The sequence below is a fragment of the Vibrio sp. R10-SG3-ISO3 genome (assembly GCF_059834225.1).
On sequence record NZ_JCBDHE010000042.1, the window covers coordinates 45,807 to 64,736 of the forward strand.

Below are 18,930 nucleotides of genomic sequence, written 5' to 3' on the forward strand. Positions count from 1 at the left end.
ATCACTATTGAGAGTGCCAAACAGTGCTCTGGCTCAGATATTTAAAGGTCTAAAGGGAGGTTTTAGTGATCGCGAGCACGATGAAATCCTCATCACAGGCGTGGTTATTTTGTCATATGATAACTTGTAAATAAAAAGCCGAGCGGGATGCTCGGCTTTTGTCTTAGTTCGATTTTTACATCAATAAGTCCATGTGAGAGAGGGGCACTTAGTCGGTGGAGCCAACGAGCGAACCGAACACGGTCTAATCAATTTGGGCAAAGGCACCCTGCCAGGTGTAGGCAGTACCATTAAATTCAACACTGTGCTCGCCATGTTGTGCCTGTTCATCAAGGTTACAAATGGCGTAGTGGTAGTGATTACCTGACGTTGTATCGATACGAATCACAGTGCCGACTTCGTTGTGACCCACCACGGTCACCGCGTTGACAAGACCACGTGCATTGACGGATTGTTCAAACTCTTCGTTGAAGTAACCGTGTGTCTCAAGGACGGAAGCAAAGACATGATCTTTTGCACTTTGGCGATGAATCAACGCTGGCTCACTGCGTAGGTTGAAGTCAGGATCGCTGGCGCCGAGACGAGCAAAAATCACTTCGCTGTCAGCAGTCGCACTGGTGACTAATGTGTAGTAGCTGTTTTTCACTAGCCAACTGACCAGCGCGCTGCCTTCAACTTTACCTGAGCCTAGGTTCCAAAGGTGCTGATAACCGTCAGAATCGCCAAGCGGCTTGAGTGTGGAGTGTGTGTTGTATTCAAAGTCGGTACGAATGATCTGGCCGCTGTAGTGTACAGGAAGGTCGTACTGGTTCTCCTGCTCGGATTCGATTCGATAGACATCAATCACCAGCGGTTTTTCAAACTCGGGTAACTCGGCAAGTAGGATGCTGCGCTGCATCTGCGTGCCTTCATAGTAATCACAGATACAACCACTCATGCCTTGCAGTTTGGCGTTGTCGATGTTGAAGAAGTGCTTCTCACCAAACTTTGACTCTGCCAGGGCAGTGTTGAAATTGTTCTGCGTTTTCTGATTCACCGTCACGGTGTTGTGGGCGACCGTTTGTTTGCAGTACGACTTGTTCTCCGGGATGTAGCGTCCACCAAACTTAGGCTCGACATTGACCCAGCGACCGTAGCCGTAATCGTGCAGGACCTCTACGCCGCGATTGAATACGCTCAGATGCAAACCATCGTAGTGACCATGATCGAGTGCTGAGTGGTATTGGTGATCAGAGCCGTGTTGCCCAAACCAGATCAATGCCATGGTGTCGTCGTCTTGCGCATCGCGGTGACGCAAAATACCGAGACCCCCTTTCTCACCTTGTGGGCCGTCGGTAATGTATAAGCTCCCCCAGTTGAATGGCTTGATGTCGCTGGCATTCGCAACCGCATCAGAGAGCGTTTTACCTGAGATGTGTACCCATACGTCCTGTTGGTGGTTGGCCATCGCGAGCAAGGTTTCGTTCTGTTCATAGCGATGGAAGCAAACAGACGTCGCCATCACCACGCCTTCATCATTGATAGAGATGGTTTTTGACGAGTCGTTGCACGCTGGTAAGGTGCCGTCTGGGAACGCGGTTTTGAACACTGCGTAAGACGTCGTCTTAATGACCGAGTTATTGAACTCGTAGATCCCAATCTCTGGCTGACGGCGCTCAATCGCTTCGGCGAACAGGTAAATAGGACGCAGTGAGAAGCGGTGGTAGTAGGGGCCTTCCATGTAGTAGCCATCGGGCGAGAATAGTTGATCAAGCTGTGCTAAGAAGCCGCCACTGACCTTGTCCAACTTCAGACCATACAGTGCTTTATCAACCGAGGCTTGATCGTTAATGGCATAACCACAAATACCGACCGCAGCCACTGCCCAAAGACCGTGGTTGTGAACGATATCAAAATCATGGCCATAGGTGACAACAAACAAGTCAATCATCTGCTTGAAGAGATCGTTTTCGATCAGCGCCTTTTGCTCATCCGATAGTGTCTGGTAGACACAAGAGTAGGCGCACGATGCGTAGAGCATCCACATGTTTTCATTCAGTGTCTGGTGAAAGATCTTGCCTGGTGGGTTGGTATCTTTACTGACATTGCTCTCAAGCGTTGGGTACACTTTGGCGTAAGCGGTGAGCATATCGACAATGTAGTCACGATACTTATCTTCTTGGGTGATGAGAAACAAACGACCCGCCAAATCCATGTGGATATAGTTCTGCTTGTGGCGGTTATGCTCATAACCGCCACCTTCACCATGACCAGGGACTTCAATGCCAACCTGTGTCATATATTGGTCGGTTTTTTTGATGTCGCGCGCCAATGCGCGTCCTAATAGGCTATCCGTGCCAAGTGCTTTACGTAGTTCAGCTGCTTCCTCAACATTCATTAATAGAGGTTGATAGCTCATTATGTTGTCTCCTGACCGATACTTAGTTATTTGGGGTGATGTCTAACGCGTAGGCACCGTTCCAGCTGTAAATGTTTGCATTCTCTGTGTCCGCCACTTGGTGCGGCGTATTCTCAGCCACGTGCTGCTGGTGGCTGACCATCAAGGTAATTTCATGGAGGCGGGTGCGGATCTGCACAACGCTCCCTGCATCGCTATTGGCAACCACTTGGATGGACTCCACTTGGCCTCGAGCATTGACCGACTGTTCAAATTCTTCATTAAAATAGCCGTGCGTTTCAAGCGCAGAGGCAAACACCGTCGACGGGCCTTCACTTCGAAGCAGAAAGGCGGGTTCGCTGCGCAAATTGAAACTAGGGTCATTGGCCCCTGTGCGTGTAAAGATTAGCTTGTTGCTCGGATTTGAACTCGCGCCAACCCAAGTGTAGTAGCTGTGGCCCTGAAGCCAACTGACCAATGCACAATCTGCGACTTCTCCTTCTGCCACGTTCCATAGGTGCTGATAACCGTGGCTATCGCCCAGTGGGCGCAGCTCTTGATGGGTGAAATACTCCACGTTGCTACGAATGATTTGACCTTGATATTGGTGTGTGTAGTCGTAACTGTGCAGCGTATTGGCTTGGTCCGGTTGGTTGTCGATGCGGTACAGGTCAATCAAGAGTGGCGCTTCTAGCTCGTCTAGGCTGAGTAAAAAGACACTGCGCTGCATGTCGCAACCATCCACATGCTCGTTGGCGAATGCGCTCATGCCCTTTAGTGTCTCTTGAGTCGCATCGAAAAAGTGTGGAGTCCCGCTGCGAGTGTCTGCGCGTTCGACGTCGAATTGGTTCTGGCACTTTTGATCAACGGTGACCAGATTATGAGCAACGGTTTGGCGAGCATACGATGGGTTTTCGGCTAAGTAGCGTCCACCAAACTTAGGTTCAATGTTGACCCAACGCGCAAAGCCATACTCACGTAGCACTTCTTGACCGCGATTGAATAGGGTGATGCCAAGGGTATCGAAATGGCCATGCCCCATGCCGTGCATGCCATAATTCATCACAAGTTGGGTTACATCGCCACTTGGATCTTGCATGCGGATAAAGCCTTGTGCACCTTGATCGCCATTTGGACCTTCACACAGTTCAACACTTGGCCAGTAGGGTAGACCAATCTCACGCTGCGCCTGAACCTCTTCAAAGGCATTAGAGAGTGCCAAACCGCAAGGATGCATCCAAACGCCTTGTTGAATTTTCGCCATGCCTAGAATGTTATCGTCCAAACCATAATGCGCACCATAGATGCTCACGGCGACCTGCACGCCGGCATCGTTGATGCTCATGCTTTGTGAGGCGTCATTCAGAGCAGGGAACACCCCATTGGGGTAAGCGGTCGCCAACAACGCTTGCACGGTTTTACCGACCACACCATCTTTATAGCGGTAAATATCGACCTCAGGTAGGTGTCGGTGGATGATCTCGGCAAACAGCACTAACGGTCGAATGGTAAAACGAGAGTAGTAAGGCCCTTCAAGGTAATAACCCGATGGGGAGAAGAGGTGCGATACTTGATCTAAAAATCCGCTCGTTGCGTTTCTATCGCGGCCATAGACGGCCATCTCCAAGTACTCAGGTTTATCAATCGCGACGGCGCAGGCACCGACAGCGGCGACTGCCCAGACACCATGATTATGAATATGGTCAAAACGGTGTGCATACTTCTCTGTACTCATTTCAATCATCGGCACAAAGAGGCGATCAATAATGCGCGTTCTTTGCGCTTCACTCATAGTGTGAGAAACACAGGAATAGGCAATGCTGGCAAACAGAAGCCAGCCATGTTCATTAAGGATCTGGTGGAACAATCGTCCAGTGGGGTTGGTATTCTTCTGAACTTGATAATCAAGCGTTAAATAGATATCCGCATAGCCATCGAGTAAATCACGAACAAACGCTGCATATCGCTCATCTTGTGTGACCAGAAACAAGCGTCCAGCAAGGTTTATGTATGTGTAGTTCTGTTTGTGGCGATTGTGTTCGTAGCCACCGGCTTCACCGTGACCGGGTACTTCGAGGGGTAAGCGCATAAACGCTTCAAGTTCACGACAGTGTTTGTCGATGGTCTTGCCCATTAAGGTGGGCTGACCCACTTCCTGGCGTAGGAGTGTCAGTTCATCTTGCGTGAATAAGAGCGCGTTCATCGTTATGTCCTCGTCACCTTTGGGTGTAGCAGAGAAATTATTTGTCACATAAAGTAATACAATATTGATTATTATGGTAGGGTAGAGAGGAAAAATGATGAGCGAAATCACTGAATTCGCATTGAGGACCTGAATTAACGGGCCAGAACACAGAGATTTACTCGACGTTTTCTTGTTCGATAATTGATGGTGAAATAGTTGAAACGTAGTTTCATTTTTGATTTGCGTCACACTTTTGGTTTGTATTGTATTACAATTAATCTCACTGAGGTATGATGTGAACAAACAGCACTACGCTAGATTTTAGGAGCAAAACGATGAATCCATTTTTTCTTTTAGACGATCACCCTTGGGAAGACATTGGCGGCGGGATTAAACGTAAAATTGTTGGCTATACTGACGACTTGATGGCGGTTCACCTTGAGTTTGATAAAGGCGCGATTGGTCACCCTCACGCTCACGAAATTCACGATCAAATCGGCTACGTAGTGAAAGGCAGTTTCGAAGCAGAAGTGGACGGCGTGAAAAAAGTACTGAAGCCAGGCGATGCGTACATCGCACCGAAACACTTTGTTCATGGCGCGGTTGCGCTCGAAGAAGGCAGTATCCTGCTAGACGTCTTTAACCCTGCACGTGAAGACTTCCTGAAGTAATTCATTGGCAGTTCAATTGCTAAGGTAAACAATGAAAATGATTAACGTTGCTATCATCGGCGAATGTATGGTTGAGCTTCAGAAGAAAGAAGGTGAACTAAAGCAATCATTCGGTGGTGACACACTAAACACCGCACTCTACCTCTCTCGCTTGACCAAAGGTCACGATGTGAACACCAGTTACATTACGGCGCTGGGTGAAGACTCGTTCAGTACTGAGATGCTACAGGTTTGGCAAGAAGAGGGGATCGATACGTCACACGTGATGCGAATTCACGGCAAAAACCCAGGTATGTACTACATCGAAACCGATGATACTGGCGAGCGTTACTTCCACTACTGGCGTAACGAAGCGGCAGCGAAGTTTATGTTCGAGCAGCCTGAGTCTAAAGCATTGATTGATGCGCTGTTTGGCTTTGACGCGGTTTACCTAAGCGGTATTACGCTCGCGATTTTGACCCCAGTGGGCCGTGAGACGTTGATCAACTTCCTAACGCAATACAAAGAGCGCGGCGGTCAAGTATTCTTCGATAACAACTACCGTCCTAAGCTATGGGCAGACCAAGCTGAAGCGATTGAGTGGTACTCGAAGATGCTGTCTCTGACCGACACTGCGTTGTTGACGTTTGAAGATGAGCAGGCATTGTACGGTGATGAACACCTTGAAGAGTGCATCAAGCGCACATCGGAAGCGGGCGTAAAAGAGATCATCATCAAACGTGGTGCGCAAGATTGCCTCGTCGTTGAAGGTGAAGAGGCGAACTACGTCGCGCCAAAACCGGTCAGCAACGTGGTTGACACCACAGCAGCAGGTGATTCATTCAGCGCCGGTTTCTTAGCGAAACGTCTGACGGGCGGTAACGCACAAGAAGCAGCATTCAACGGCCACTGCATGGCAGGACAAGTGATTCAGCACAAAGGTGCGATCATTCCTCGTGATGTAATGCCAGATTTACCTTTGTAATCGAATGAATAGTAAGCTCGCCTTTGTGCGAGCTTTATAACGAGAGAGTCTAAACATTATGACAACATTGAACGAAAAACTAGCAAGCCTGAAAGTGATCCCTGTTATCGCCATCAACAAAGTTGAGCACGCGATTCCTCTAGGTCGTGCGTTGGTAGAAAACGGCATGCCTTGCGCAGAGATCACGCTACGTACTGAATGTGCCATTGAAGCGATCCGCGTGATGCGTAAAGAGTTCCCGGACATGCTGATCGGTTCAGGTACCGTTCTAACGAACGAGCAAGTGGACGCGTCTATCGATGCGGGCGTTGATTTCATCGTTAGCCCAGGTTTTAACCCTCGTACCGTGCAATACTGCCTAGACAAAGGCGTGGCGATCGTTCCTGGCGTGAACAACCCAAGCCTTGTTGAGCAAGCGATGGAAATGGGTCTTCGTACGTTGAAGTTCTTCCCTGCTGAGCCTTCAGGCGGCGTGCCTATGCTAAAAGCATTGACAGCGGTTTACCCAGTTAACTTCATGCCAACGGGTGGCGTTAGCCTTAAGAATGTGGATGATTACCTATCTATCCCTTCTGTACTAGCGTGTGGCGGTACTTGGATGGTACCAACGAACCTGATGGACGAAGGTAAGTGGGACGAGCTAGGTGCACTAGTGAAGGCGGCGGTTGCGCACGTAAACTAAGCCGACACCAAATCGATGATGAAAGCGAGCCGTGTGCTCGCTTTTTTGCGTTTCTGAGCTGTCAATTTGTTTTAGGTCACGGAAATGACAAAAAAGCCCATTTTTCGCGTTTTAAGGTTTAATTGTCCTACAATAAGATTTATATTATTGCCCATACCCTTCAAACCCTCACTACAAAGAGAGTTAACATGAGCAACCAAAAATCTCTTGATGCGATCAGGAAGATGAAGCTGGAAAATGACACTTCAGCAGGTAACCTTGTCGATCTACTCCCAATCGAAGTACAAAAGCGCGATTTTGATTTGTCGTTCCTGGACAACCTAAGCGAAGCGCGTCCGCGTCTTCTTGTTCAATCTGCGGACCTAGACGCGTTTAAAGCCGCGGTACGCGCAGATGAATCTCACTGCATGTTCGATGACTTCTACAACAACTCAACGGTTAAGTTCCTAGATACCGCACCATTTGAAGAGCCTCAACCTTACCCAGAAGAGACGGTAGGCAAAGCTTCTCTATGGCGTCCTTACTGGCGTCAAATGTACGTTGATTGCCAAATGGCGCTTAACGCGACACGTAACCTTGCCATCGCTGGTATCGTGAAAGAAGACGAAGAGCTCATCGCCAAAGCAAAAGCTTGGACTCTAAAGCTCTCGACTTACGATCCAGAAGGCGTCACTTCTCGTGGTTACAACGACGAAGCCGCTTTCCGTGTAATCGCAGCCATGGCTTGGGGTTACGACTGGCTACACGCTTACTTCACTGATGAAGAGCGTCAGCAAGTTCAAGATGCACTAATCGAGCGTCTTGACGAAATCATGCACCACCTACGCGTGACAGTTGATCTACTGAACAACCCTCTAAACAGCCACGGTGTACGTTCAATCTCTTCTGCTATTATCCCAACGTGTATCGCGCTTTACCACGATCACCCGAAAGCAGGCGAGTACATCGCATACGCTCTGGAATACTACGCAGTACACTACCCACCTTGGGGCGGTGAAGACGGCGGTTGGGCTGAAGGTCCTGACTACTGGAACACGCAAACTGCATTCCTAGGCGAAGCATTCGACCTATTGAAAGCCTACTGTGGCGTAGATATGTTCAACAAGACATTCTACGAAAACACTGGTGACTTCCCACTATACTGTATGCCTGTTCACTCTAAGCGCGCGAGCTTCTGTGACCAGTCATCAATTGGTGACTTCCCAGGTCTAAAACTGGCTTACAACATCAAGCACTACGCAGGTGTTAACCAGAAGCCTGAATACGTTTGGTACTACAACCAGCTTAAAGGCCGTGATACTGAAGCTCACACGAAATTCTACAACTTCGGTTGGTGGGACTTCGGCTACGACGACCTACGCTTCAACATCCTTTGGGATGCGCCAGAAGAGAAAGCACCGTCAAACGATCCACTGTTGAAAGTATTCCCAATCACAGGTTGGGCGGCATTCCACAACAAGATGACTGAGCGTGATAACCACATCCACATGGTCTTCAAGTGTTCACCATTTGGCTCTATCTCTCACTCACACGGTGACCAAAACGCGTTCACTCTGCACGCATTCGGTGAAACGCTAGCTGCTATCACTGGCTACTACGGTGGTTTCGGTGTAGACATGCACACTAAATGGCGTCGTCAAACCTTCTCTAAGAACCTTCCTCTATTCGGTGGTAAAGGTCAGTACGGTGAGAACAAGAACACCGGCTACGAAGGTCACCAAGATCGTTTCTGTATTGAAGCGGGCGGTAACATCACTGACTTCGATACTGAATCTGAAATCAAGATGGTTGAAGGTGATGCGACAGCATCTTACAAATACTTCGTTCCAGAAATCGAGTCTTACAAGCGTAAGATCTGGTTTGTGAAGGGTAAAGTATTCGTAATGCAAGACAAGGCTGCTCTTTCTGAAGAGAAAGACATGACTTGGCTAATGCACACAACATTCGCGAATGAAGTGGCTGACAAGTCATTCACTATCCGTGGCGAAGTAGCGCACCTAGACGTGAACTTCATCAACGAGTCTGCTGACAACATTGAATCTGTTAAGAACGTTGAAGGCTTCGGCGAAGTTGACCCATACGAGTACCAAGATCTTGAAATTCACCGTCACGTTGAAGTGCAGTTCAAACCATCAAAACAGCACAACATCCTAACGCTTCTTGTGCCAAACAAGAACGCCGGTGAGCAAGTGGAAGTCTCTCATAAGCTAGAAGGGCAGTCGCTGATTCTTACCGTTGATGGTGAGACTGTTGAAATCTCGCTGTCTTAGTATAGTGTGTAAGTAGTAAAAAAAACCCAGCGTAAGCTGGGTTTTTTATTTTTAATTGTATGACTTTTTGGAGTGTCGTTGTCGGGAGTACTCGAAGTAGTACCTTTGTATCATTCTTCGCTATGTATCTGTGCTCTGCATCTTGTTTATGTATGAAACTAAATATTCGCTTGCAAATAAAGTGTGCGATCAAATCTGTTTTAGATCACACAAAAGGCATATTGTAGTACAAATGGATTTATGTTCGGGTATGCTTGTCACAAGCTAATGTTATTAATTTTAAGGCTGAAAAAATGACCATTGATACTCTTGTTGTTCTTGCCTATTTCTTCTTTTTAGTCGCGATTGGGTGGATGTTCCGTAAGTTCACCACCTCAACCAGCGACTACTTTCGAGGGGGCGGTAAGATGTTATGGTGGATGGTAGGAGCTACCGCCTTCATGACGCAGTTTTCAGCATGGACGTTCACAGGAGCCGCAGGACGCGCGTTCAGCGACGGTTTCGTCGTTGTTATCCTATTCCTTGCCAACGCGTTTGGCTATTTCATGAACTACATCTATTTTGCGCCAAAGTTCCGTCAACTTCGTGTTGTTACGGCAATTGAAGCCATTCGTCAGCGCTTCGGTAAGACGTCAGAGCAGTTCTTCACATGGGCAGGTATGCCAGATAGCTTAATTTCAGCAGGTATTTGGCTGAATGGTCTTGCTATCTTCGTAGCCGCTGTCTTCAACATCCCGATGGAAGCCACGATCGTTGTGACGGGTCTGGTTCTCATGCTGATGGCGGTGACAGGCGGCTCTTGGGCGGTCGTAGCCTCTGACTTCATGCAGATGCTCGTTATCATGGCGGTAACCATTACCTGTGCGGTAGCGGCATACTTCCACGGTGGTGGTCTAACGAACATCGTGTCTAACTTCGAAGGCGACTTCTTTGTTGGTAACAACCTAAACTACATGAGCATCTTTGTGCTTTGGGTGGTATTCATCTTCATCAAGCAGTTTGGTGTAATGAACAACAGTATCAATGCATACCGCTACCTATGTGCAAAAGACAGTGACAACGCTCGCAAAGCAGCAGGTCTTGCTTGTGTACTTATGATTGTTGGTCCACTGATTTGGTTCCTACCTTCTTGGTACGTAGCGGCGTTCATGCCGGACTTCGCTGACCAATACGGTAGCGTAGGTGGCGATGCAGCTTACCTAGCATTCGTACAAAACGTAATGCCTGCAGGTATGGTGGGTCTACTAATGTCAGCAATGTTTGCGGCGACCATGTCTTCAATGGACTCAGGTCTGAACCGTAACGCGGGTATCTTCGTGATGAACTTCTACAGCCCAATTATGCGCCCTCATGCGTCTCAGAAAGAGTTGGTTGTGGTAAGTAAAGTGACCACTATTGTGATGGGCTTTGTCATCATCGGCATTGGTCTGTTTATCAACTCACTTCGTCACCTAAGCCTATTTGACATCGTACTTAACGTGGGCGCTCTGATCGGATTCCCAATGTTGATCCCAGTACTACTGGGTATGTGGGTTCGCAAGACGCCAGACTGGGCTGGTTGGGCAACGCTAGTGGTCGGTGGCTTCGTCTCTTACTACTTTGGTATCTCGCTAAAAGCAGAACATATCGAGAACTGGTTCGGTATGGAACAAGCATTGACTGGTCGTGAATGGGCGGACTTGAAAGTGGCACTGAGCCTTGCGGCGCACGTAGTGTTCACTGGTGGCTTCTTCTTAGCGACAACCTTGGTGTACAAAGGACGTTCGCCAGAGCGTGAAGCGGAAGTAGAAAAACTGTTCGAAAACTGGAATACGCCTGTGGTGGCTAACTCAGAAGAACAGCAGAACCTCGATACTAAGCAACGTGGCATGCTGGGCAAACTGATCAGTGTTGCTGGTCTAGGTATTCTTGCGATGGCATTGATTCCAAATGAATTCACTGGACGCCTTCTCTTCATCTTGTGTGGCACCATGGTTCTGACCGTTGGTGTGCTCTTGGTCAACGCATCGCGCGCGCCACAGCAGCAGTTTGTCAGCGAATAGCTCTTAAATTTGACCTTTTGGTCATCAAAAAGCCGCAGAATTCTGCGGCTTTTTTGCGTTTTAGGGGGAGTGTAAAGATCGGAAAATAAACAAAAGTGATTGAAATAGCTGTCAAGTTTTTAGATCAGCGAGATTCCACTAATAATTAAGGGTTATAAATGCCTACACATTTATTAATACAAATAGTACCTTATGCATCCAATAGTTGATAAAAATATCATTACAAAAAGTGGGTGATTTCCCTCATGCTCGATAGGTTATTCATAACAGAAGTTGGCTCATATACGTTGATGACAGGAACCTACGTTCCTTGGTTGGTTGTTGTCTCCATCTTTCTTGCGATGATGGCGTCATTCTTTGCACTGAGACTCGCCGCTGCCGCTCGTCACATCGTTACGCCATCACATAAGCAGGTGGCGTTGATTTCTGGTGCTTTCATTATGGCGGGGGGGATTTGGAGTATGCACTTTGTCGGCATGCTCGCCTTTCAGATGCCTCATCACATGAGTTATGACACCTTACTCACATTGATATCGCTTCTTCCTGCGGTGTTAGCCAGTTATTTGGTACTGCGATCGTTGATCAACCAGCGTGATTCTTATCGGCTTATTCTGCGCAATGGTGTGGTGGTAGGCGCGGGTATTGGTGCCATGCACTATATCGGAATGGAAGCCATGGAAATGGGGGCCATGCTGCGCTATGACCCGTATTGGTTTGGTCTGTCGATTGTTGTCGCGGTCGGATTGGCCATCGTCGCACTCTCTGCGCGCCGCTTACTTAAGCATCATTTCCCTACCATGCGTTCATTTCATATCAACTTGGTTAGCGCTGCGATCATGGGATGCGCCATTTCAGGTATGCATTACACCGGCATGGAAGCGGCGCGCTTCATTATGCTCGAACCTCATTCTATGATGATGGCCCCGCAGGATTTACACGAACAGTCTTTTATCGCCATCGCCGTTTCCATTGCGACTTTGCTTATTTCCACCTTAGCGGTGAACGTCAGTTCACAGCTGCGCTACCGACAGTTATTAACCGAGAAAACTGCCAGCGAATCTCGATTGCAAGCAATCCTCGATACCGCGACGGACGGGGTGATTACCATCGATGCGAAAGGCGTCATTCAAGGTGTGAACTTTGCCGCAAGCCGAATTTTCGGTTGGCAAGAGCATGAATTGCTCGGGCAAAACATTTCCAAATTAATGCCAGCCCCCCACAAGCAGGCACACGATGGTTATTTGGCTAATTACCTCAGAACGGGCGAGAACAAAATCATTGGTGCGCCGCGCGAAGTTTATGCACAGCACAAAAAGGGCCATCAATTTCCAGTGCGCCTTGGTGTAGGGAAAGTCCACCTAGCGCATGGTGATACATTATTTGTGGGCTTTATCGCGGACATTTCTGAACGTAAAGCGATGGAAGTCAAGCTGCGTGATAGCCAAGAGCGATTAACCTCTTTGATGCGTAATATCCCCGGCGCGGCTTTTCGACGCTGTTTTGACCCAAAATGGAGTCCGATTTTCCTCAGTGATGCCATCGTGGAGCTCTGTGGCTATCGATCGGAGGAGTTCCTTGAAGGAAACATAAGCTTAGCTTCACTGATTGTTGAAGAGGACGAGCAATCGGTGCGTGACACGATCGCCGCCTTGCCCAGCAACAAGCAAACCTATGCTGTCGAATATCAGTTGATTGATAAAGCCGGTCAACCCGTATGGGTGCTTGAAAACGGCATGGTAGTGCGCGATGAAGACGGCACCATATTGTGGATTGATGGTGTGATGATCAACATCACCAATCGCAAAGAGATGGAGTCTGAACTGTTAAATGCGAAACGCATTGCCGAAGAAGCGGTCGAAACCAAAGCTGCATTCTTGGCTAATATGAGTCACGAAATCCGCACGCCCATGAACGCGATCATCGGTTTTACCAATATTTTGCTCGAATCACCAATGGGTAGCGAGGATAGACGTCACCTGGAAACCATATCCAACGCGTCTCGCTCTTTGCTTCATCTTCTCAATGATATTCTCGACAGCGCTAAGTTGGAAAAAAGCAAGCTCGAAGTCGAACCTGTGGTGTTTCATCTTGCGGATTGTGTCGATGGCGTCATCTCTACGTTATGGCTTAATGCGAAAAACAAAGGCATTGAGCTCAACCTACATATTGATGATCGCGTGCCAGCTATTGTCTTCGGCGCAGAAGACCGCATCCGCCAAGTACTGATGAATTTAGTGGGTAATGGCATCAAGTTTACCGAAGAGGGGAGCGTCACGCTTAACATCGCGCCCACTGAGCTGAGCGATGTGATGCGTTTTAGCGTGATTGATACCGGTATCGGCATTGCGCCTGACCGGGTTGAGGCGATTTTTGATCCTTTTACGCAAGCCGATGCTTCCATGAGCCGTCGTTTCGGTGGTACGGGGTTAGGGACCAGTATTTCCAAGCAGTTGGTTGAACTAATGGGTGGAGAGATTCATGCCACCAGTGAACTCGGAAAAGGAAGCTGCTTCTACTTCGAACTGCCCCTGCCCAAAAGTGAACGGCTGCCGCGCGCGGACGTTCACTCGCAAGTGAAGCTGCCAAGCCAGCGAGTGTTAGTCTGTGACGATATTGAACAAAACGTGACGCTGCTTTCTCTGCTTCTTGAACGAGCGGGTCATCAAGTATGGGTCGCGCGCGATGGTGTTGAAGCGGTCCAGCAATACCAAACGCACGAGATTGATTTGATATTGATGGACTTACAAATGCCGCGCCTCGATGGCCTACAAGCCAGCCGTCAGATTCGTCAATGGGAACGCGAGCAAGACAAACCCCCTGTCGCGATTATTGCTCTGACTGCCAGTGTCTTGACCGAAGACAAACGCCAAGCGCAAGAAGCGGGAATGAACGGCTTTGCCAATAAGCCGGTTGATTTTAACCGTTTGAGCGCAGAAATGGCGCGCGTGTTAAAGGTTGAATCACAGGTCAGTATCCCATCGTCGCCCGCAGAGCCGTCTGGCAAAGAGAGCCGTGATCAGGCGATGATTCATTGGCAGAAAGCGCTGACACTTTGGGTGGATGAGGCGCTCTACTTAGCGGAGCTTGGCAAGATGCTGGACAAGCATGAGGGGCTTCCGAGTGCCTTGGCGCAGTCACTGCAAAACCAAGACTGGCGGGCTGTGCGTTCGCAAGCCCATGCACTCAAAGGCGTGTGTGGCAACTTGGCTTTAATGGCGCTGCACCAACTCTTTGCCCAGATAGAGCACGCCGCTATACAGCAAGATCACGCGAAGGCGCTGCCATTGATTGGCGATCTGTCGCTATGTTGGCATAAGGTCAAGCAGGAGCTCGATAGTCGCATTGCACTGAGTCAAACCGATACCCAAGTTAAAGAAATAACGCTCGATGACGCGTTGCATGCCGATGAGATTGAGCGTCTATTAACAGAGTGGCGAGCGGCGACCCACAGTGGCGAGTTGCGTGAGGATATTGGTGAAACCCTTCGCAGTCGCGCGCCAGACAAACTGCAAAAGCCGATCATCGATGCCATGAACGCGATCGACGAGTTTGAATTTTCCAAAGCCAGCGAGCATATCGACTTGGCGTTAACCTACCTAGCTGAATAAGGAACGCTGTGACGATGACAACATTAACGCCAGAGCCCCTCACACGTCATAACCCAGTGATGCGTTCGGTGCCAAGATTATTGGTCGTGGACGATGAACCCGCGAACTTGAAAGTGATGAAACAAGTACTGCACAGCGATTATAGGCTCTCCTTTGCTCGCAGTGCCAAAGACGCATTAAGTTTGCTCGAGCAAGAGAAGTTTGACCTTATTTTGCTTGATGTGATGATGCCTGAGATGACAGGGTTTGAGCTTTGTCAGCAACTGAAAGCGAACCCCGATACGGCAATGATACCGATCATTTTTGTCACCGCGCTCAGTGACAGCATTGATGAGGAGACCGGTTTTAACCTCGGCGGAGTCGATTACATTGTTAAGCCTATTGTCCCTGCCATTGTGCGTGCTCGAGTTAAAACGCAGTTATCTATGGTCAAAATTGATGTACTCAAAGCGACGCAAATTGACTTAATTCAGCGCTTAGGCCGCGCCGCTGAATACCGAGACAATGAGACCGGGATGCATGTACTGCGCATGAGTCATTATGTGAAAACTCTGGCGCTTGCGATCGGTTTTGATGAAGAAGCGGCAGACGAACTGCGCATGGCGGCATCGATGCACGACATTGGAAAAATCGCGATTCCAGATCGTATTTTGCTCAAGCCGGGTCGATTGGAACCAGAAGAGTTTTCGTTGATGCAGACGCATGTGGAAGCAGGGGTACGAATCTTGGAAAACCCGCGCTCTCCGCTTATCGCCCTCGCTCAAAGTATTGCGCTTAACCACCATGAAAAATGGGATGGAACCGGATACCCTCAGGGATTAAGCGGTGAAGCGATTCCGATCGAAGGACGCCTAGCGGCAATTGCGGATGTGTTTGATGCCCTGACCAGTGAACGCCCATACAAGAAAGCTTGGCCGGTCAGTGATGCTGTTGCCCTAATTCAAGAGCAAGCCGGAAAACATTTTGATCCACAATTGGTGCCCGTATTTATGGACCAGTTACCGAATATTCTGGAGATTAAAGAGCGATTCATCGATTGATGTCGGCTCGCTATATGTTTCCTCACTTTGGTGCAAACACAATCCTATTCGGCAGTTTGTGGGGCAAATATCATTTGGTTTCTCTTTCGCTTTAGTTTAAGCGATTGATAATATTGGATAAATAAAAGTTGGCTTGTTGGTCAGCTTTTTGCTCACTCCTTGCAGAGTCAATGACACACTGCAAGGAGCATTCATGTCACTTCCTATTATCGATATTTCTCCGCTCAATTCTGATGATCGCCGCGACTGGGGCCCAGTTATTGATCAGATTGATCAAGCCTGCCGAGAGCTCGGCTTTTTTTATGTAGTAGGACATGGTATTCCTCAAACTCAATTTAATCAGATTGAACACTATGCACGCTCTCTGTTTTCCCTACCGCAAGAGGAGAAACAAGCGATATCGATTGAGCACAGTATGAATCACCGTGGTTGGGGGCGTTTGAGCGCCGAGAAACTCGATCCACTCGGTGAGTTGGATTGCAAAGAGTCGTTTGATATGGCGCTTGACCTTTCACCCTATCATTCGCAAGTTGCGCGTTGTCCAAAGCTCTATGGCCCCAACCAATACCCCTCGATTGAAGGCTTTACCCAGGCGATGAATCAGCATTACAGCCTTACGTTAGATGTCGGCCTTAAGTTACTGAAAGCGATGGCAATTGCACTGAATGAGCCAGAAGATTTCTTTACCCAATATTTTACGTTAACTATCTCTGTGTTGCGTATGTTGCACTACCCAAGTCAAGAACCTTCAACCAACACGGTGGGAAATGGGGCGGGAGCCCACACGGATTACGGCTGTATCACATTACTCTACCAAGATGCGAGCGGCGGCTTACAGGTGCTGAATAAGCAAAATCAATGGATAGACGCCACGCCCGTCGAGGGAAGCTATGTCGTGAATATTGGCGATTTAATGCAGCGCTGGACGAATGATATTTATCGCTCCACTAAGCATCGAGTCGCGAGTCCGAGCAACGGTAAGACGCGTTTTTCCATGCCATTTTTCGTCGAGCCAGATTTTGATACCCCAGTCACGACGCTAAAATCCTGCCTAGCTGAAAAACAAGGGCAGGGTGGCTACCCTTTGATCACGGCTGGGGATTGGATTTTGTCACGCTTTGCGGATACCTATGAGTACCGACGTGAAGGGACACTCAGCACAGAACGTTGACTTTGATCTGGAATTTTTAACTTTCTATTGGTTTAAATTTAATTGTAACAATCAGAGACTACGCTTTCTGCAAAATTTAACACTGCCAACGAGCAGTGACTAACAACGTCAATCCGAAAAATATAAGAAACCGTTATGCCAAGAACACCACACCCAGCCGACATGGAAATCATCAAGTTGCTTCAGCAGCAAGGTTGTATCAAGAGTGAAGCGATGCAACGCCTCAAACGCGAGGTGTATCAACTTCAACCTGAAGAGATTTCTAAGGTGAAAAATTACGCCGATCATTTTGGTCTCCGTGCGAAAGAGCAGCTTATTGATGAAATCCTAGAGTTGCGCCGTGATGAGCTACTGACTCAGTTGGCGGAGGCGTAAGCCTAGGAGCCGAGGTTTGGCGATTGCAGTGGTGGACGTTGTACAGCATAAATGTGAAACCTGTCTCAAATGTGACGTCACGTTGAAATATGCCAAAAAGTGATTGAAAAGATGAATATTTCTTGAGTGTAGAGGTAGCGATTGCTAGGTTTGGACTTAGCGTTTTCATACAGGGACATCCTGGGTCTTAAAAGGAAGGCATCGTGCTACTTACCTCATTGCCTATGTTTATCGCATCAAGCATCAGTTTAGTGCTGAGCTTCTTTTTTGTGATGCTGTATAACCGGCTTCAATCTCGTTACGAGGAAAATGTTCATTACTATCGAATATTTTCCTTAACCGCTTTAGCTAGCGGACTGTTCCTTGGTGCGTTTGGCATTATGCTGAACGTTAGCGACAGCCTGGTTCTGCTGAATATTTTTAACCGAGTCGCCATCGTGACTTCAATGTTTACGATTGTACTCGGTCTGCATTTTTACATCGCTTTCTTTGACTATAAGGCTCCGACCCCATTGAAGATTGCCTACGCGATATGTGGTCTGTTTTCATTGATGGCTGTGGTTCCGAGTCCATACTTTCTGGACAACCAATTTTACGTGACATCCAGTTACTACACCGGACTAGTGTTTGGTCCTCTGTTTGAGCTTTGGGGTGCGTGGATATTACTGCTGGCGATGTATTGTATGATCGTTCTATTTCGTGTTTACCTAAGGCAAAGGGCTAAGCGACAAGAGGACGATTTGCGCACATTGAGAATGTTGTTGGCCGCCAGTGCGATTTGGATGTGCACTGGCGTCAGTGATACGCTGACCGCGATAGAAGTGCTCGATATGCCACCCTTGACTTGGATAGGCTCGTTTCTGCTGACTTGCTGTATTACGTGGATATTGGTCCTCCATATCGACGAGTTATACAGTGAGCGTCAAGAGCTTAGCACCCGTCTGATGTTTGACCATCTAACACAAGCGTATTCGCGTAGTTATTTTGAAATTCGTTTGGCTGATGAAGTTTCACGCAGTCGACGGGCGAGCGACCATCGTTTTTATCTCTGTATCTTTGATATCGATGATTTCAAGGCGATCAATGATCATTATGGGCATACGAGTGGTGATGGGCTACTTAAGGACATCGCCCGTATTACTCGATATACGATCAGACCGACAGACTGTTTTGCGCGTTTTGGAGGTGATGAGTTCGTGATACTGCTGTCTGGTTTATCAAATGACGAAGAAGCCGTGGCCATTGTCGAGAGAATTCGCCAACGTATTGCTCAGACGGAATTTGGGCAAGATGGGGGGCGCTTTCACGCTTCCTGCTCGTTTGGGATTGTCAGTAGCGTGGGTCCGCAGTTGCATTCAGAGGATTTGCTCAATGACTTGCTCACCTATGCTGATGAAGCCTTATACCAGTCTAAGTTCCAAGGTAAAAACGTGACGAGCTTGGCTGCGATACCAGTCGCGTCTACTGTGTAAATTTATGTAAATAACACTCGTTTTTGTCCAATCGCGACTATCTTACTTCTTGAACGATCGTTTCAAATGACGA

General features: G+C 48.2%; 12 protein-coding genes. 10 read left to right on the plus strand and 2 right to left on the minus strand.

What is annotated here, in order from left to right; all coding sequences use genetic code 11:
• Nucleotides 1–244: 244 nt before the first annotated feature.
• Nucleotides 245–2,398 carry a heparinase II/III domain-containing protein gene (locus AC6R1A_RS11470; protein WP_500632445.1) on the minus strand — a complete coding sequence of 718 codons (2,154 nt, stop codon included), beginning with the start codon at nt 2,396–2,398 and terminating at the stop codon, nt 245–247.
• Nucleotides 2,399–2,420: 22 nt separating this feature from the next.
• The gene (locus AC6R1A_RS11475; RefSeq protein WP_500632487.1) at nt 2,421–4,586 is read right to left on the minus strand and encodes a heparinase II/III domain-containing protein; all 2,166 of its coding nucleotides are present in this window, start codon (nt 4,584–4,586) and stop codon (nt 2,421–2,423) included.
• Between the two features lie 311 nt (nt 4,587–4,897).
• Between AC6R1A_RS11475 and AC6R1A_RS11480 the strand changes: the two genes are divergently transcribed.
• The 10 genes from AC6R1A_RS11480 to AC6R1A_RS11525 all read left to right on the plus strand — a co-directional run bounded on the left by AC6R1A_RS11480 (nt 4,898) and on the right by AC6R1A_RS11525 (nt 18,857).
• Nucleotides 4,898–5,233: a cupin domain-containing protein gene (locus AC6R1A_RS11480; RefSeq protein WP_334550598.1), complete on the plus strand. Its 336-nt coding sequence runs from the start codon at nt 4,898–4,900 to the stop codon at nt 5,231–5,233.
• A 31-nt stretch (nt 5,234–5,264) separates the two neighbouring features.
• Entirely contained in the window at nt 5,265–6,197 is a 933-nt protein-coding gene (kdgK, locus tag AC6R1A_RS11485) for a 2-dehydro-3-deoxygluconokinase (RefSeq protein ID WP_500632444.1), read from the plus strand.
• Between the two features lie 58 nt (nt 6,198–6,255).
• Entirely contained in the window at nt 6,256–6,879 is a 624-nt protein-coding gene (locus AC6R1A_RS11490) for a bifunctional 4-hydroxy-2-oxoglutarate aldolase/2-dehydro-3-deoxy-phosphogluconate aldolase (RefSeq protein WP_334550595.1), read from the plus strand.
• Between the two features lie 188 nt (nt 6,880–7,067).
• Nucleotides 7,068–9,149 (plus strand): DUF4962 domain-containing protein, encoded by a 2,082-nt coding sequence (locus AC6R1A_RS11495; RefSeq protein WP_500632443.1) that lies wholly within the window; start codon nt 7,068–7,070, stop codon nt 9,147–9,149.
• 293 nt (nt 9,150–9,442) lie between these two features.
• Complete coding sequence (locus AC6R1A_RS11500) at nt 9,443–11,191, plus strand: sodium:solute symporter family protein (protein ID WP_500631554.1); 1,749 nt, start codon at nt 9,443–9,445, stop codon at nt 11,189–11,191.
• Nucleotides 11,192–11,481: 290 nt separating this feature from the next.
• Nucleotides 11,482–14,799 (plus strand): MHYT domain-containing protein, encoded by a 3,318-nt coding sequence (locus AC6R1A_RS11505; protein WP_500632442.1) that lies wholly within the window; start codon nt 11,482–11,484, stop codon nt 14,797–14,799.
• A 14-nt stretch (nt 14,800–14,813) separates the two neighbouring features.
• Nucleotides 14,814–15,839: an HD domain-containing phosphohydrolase gene (locus AC6R1A_RS11510; RefSeq protein ID WP_500632441.1), complete on the plus strand. Its 1,026-nt coding sequence runs from the start codon at nt 14,814–14,816 to the stop codon at nt 15,837–15,839.
• A 193-nt stretch (nt 15,840–16,032) separates the two neighbouring features.
• On the plus strand, nt 16,033–17,010 hold the full coding sequence (locus tag AC6R1A_RS11515) for an isopenicillin N synthase family dioxygenase (protein WP_500632440.1): 978 nt from the start codon (nt 16,033–16,035) through the stop codon (nt 17,008–17,010).
• A gap of 135 nt (nt 17,011–17,145) precedes the next feature.
• On the plus strand, nt 17,146–17,385 hold the full coding sequence (locus tag AC6R1A_RS11520) for a hypothetical protein (RefSeq protein WP_487902401.1): 240 nt from the start codon (nt 17,146–17,148) through the stop codon (nt 17,383–17,385).
• A 203-nt stretch (nt 17,386–17,588) separates the two neighbouring features.
• Complete coding sequence (locus AC6R1A_RS11525) at nt 17,589–18,857, plus strand: GGDEF domain-containing protein (protein WP_500632439.1); 1,269 nt, start codon at nt 17,589–17,591, stop codon at nt 18,855–18,857.
• Nucleotides 18,858–18,930: the final 73 nt, after the last annotated feature.

Bases quoted from the DNA above. Each gene is read 5' to 3' on its own strand.
- AC6R1A_RS11490 (WP_334550595.1), top strand. From the start codon at position 6,256: ATGACAACATTGAACGAAAAACTAGCAAGCCTGAAAGTGATCCCTGTT.
- AC6R1A_RS11470 (WP_500632445.1), bottom strand. From the start codon at position 2,398: ATGAGCTATCAACCTCTATTAATGAATGTTGAGGAAGCAGCTGAACTA.
- AC6R1A_RS11515 (WP_500632440.1), top strand. From the start codon at position 16,033: ATGTCACTTCCTATTATCGATATTTCTCCGCTCAATTCTGATGATCGC.
- AC6R1A_RS11510 (WP_500632441.1), top strand. From the start codon at position 14,814: ATGACAACATTAACGCCAGAGCCCCTCACACGTCATAACCCAGTGATG.
- AC6R1A_RS11500 (WP_500631554.1), top strand. From the start codon at position 9,443: ATGACCATTGATACTCTTGTTGTTCTTGCCTATTTCTTCTTTTTAGTC.
- AC6R1A_RS11495 (WP_500632443.1), top strand. From the start codon at position 7,068: ATGAGCAACCAAAAATCTCTTGATGCGATCAGGAAGATGAAGCTGGAA.
- AC6R1A_RS11520 (WP_487902401.1), top strand. From the start codon at position 17,146: ATGCCAAGAACACCACACCCAGCCGACATGGAAATCATCAAGTTGCTT.
- AC6R1A_RS11480 (WP_334550598.1), top strand. From the start codon at position 4,898: ATGAATCCATTTTTTCTTTTAGACGATCACCCTTGGGAAGACATTGGC.
- AC6R1A_RS11505 (WP_500632442.1), top strand. From the start codon at position 11,482: ATGACAGGAACCTACGTTCCTTGGTTGGTTGTTGTCTCCATCTTTCTT.
- kdgK (WP_500632444.1), top strand. From the start codon at position 5,265: ATGAAAATGATTAACGTTGCTATCATCGGCGAATGTATGGTTGAGCTT.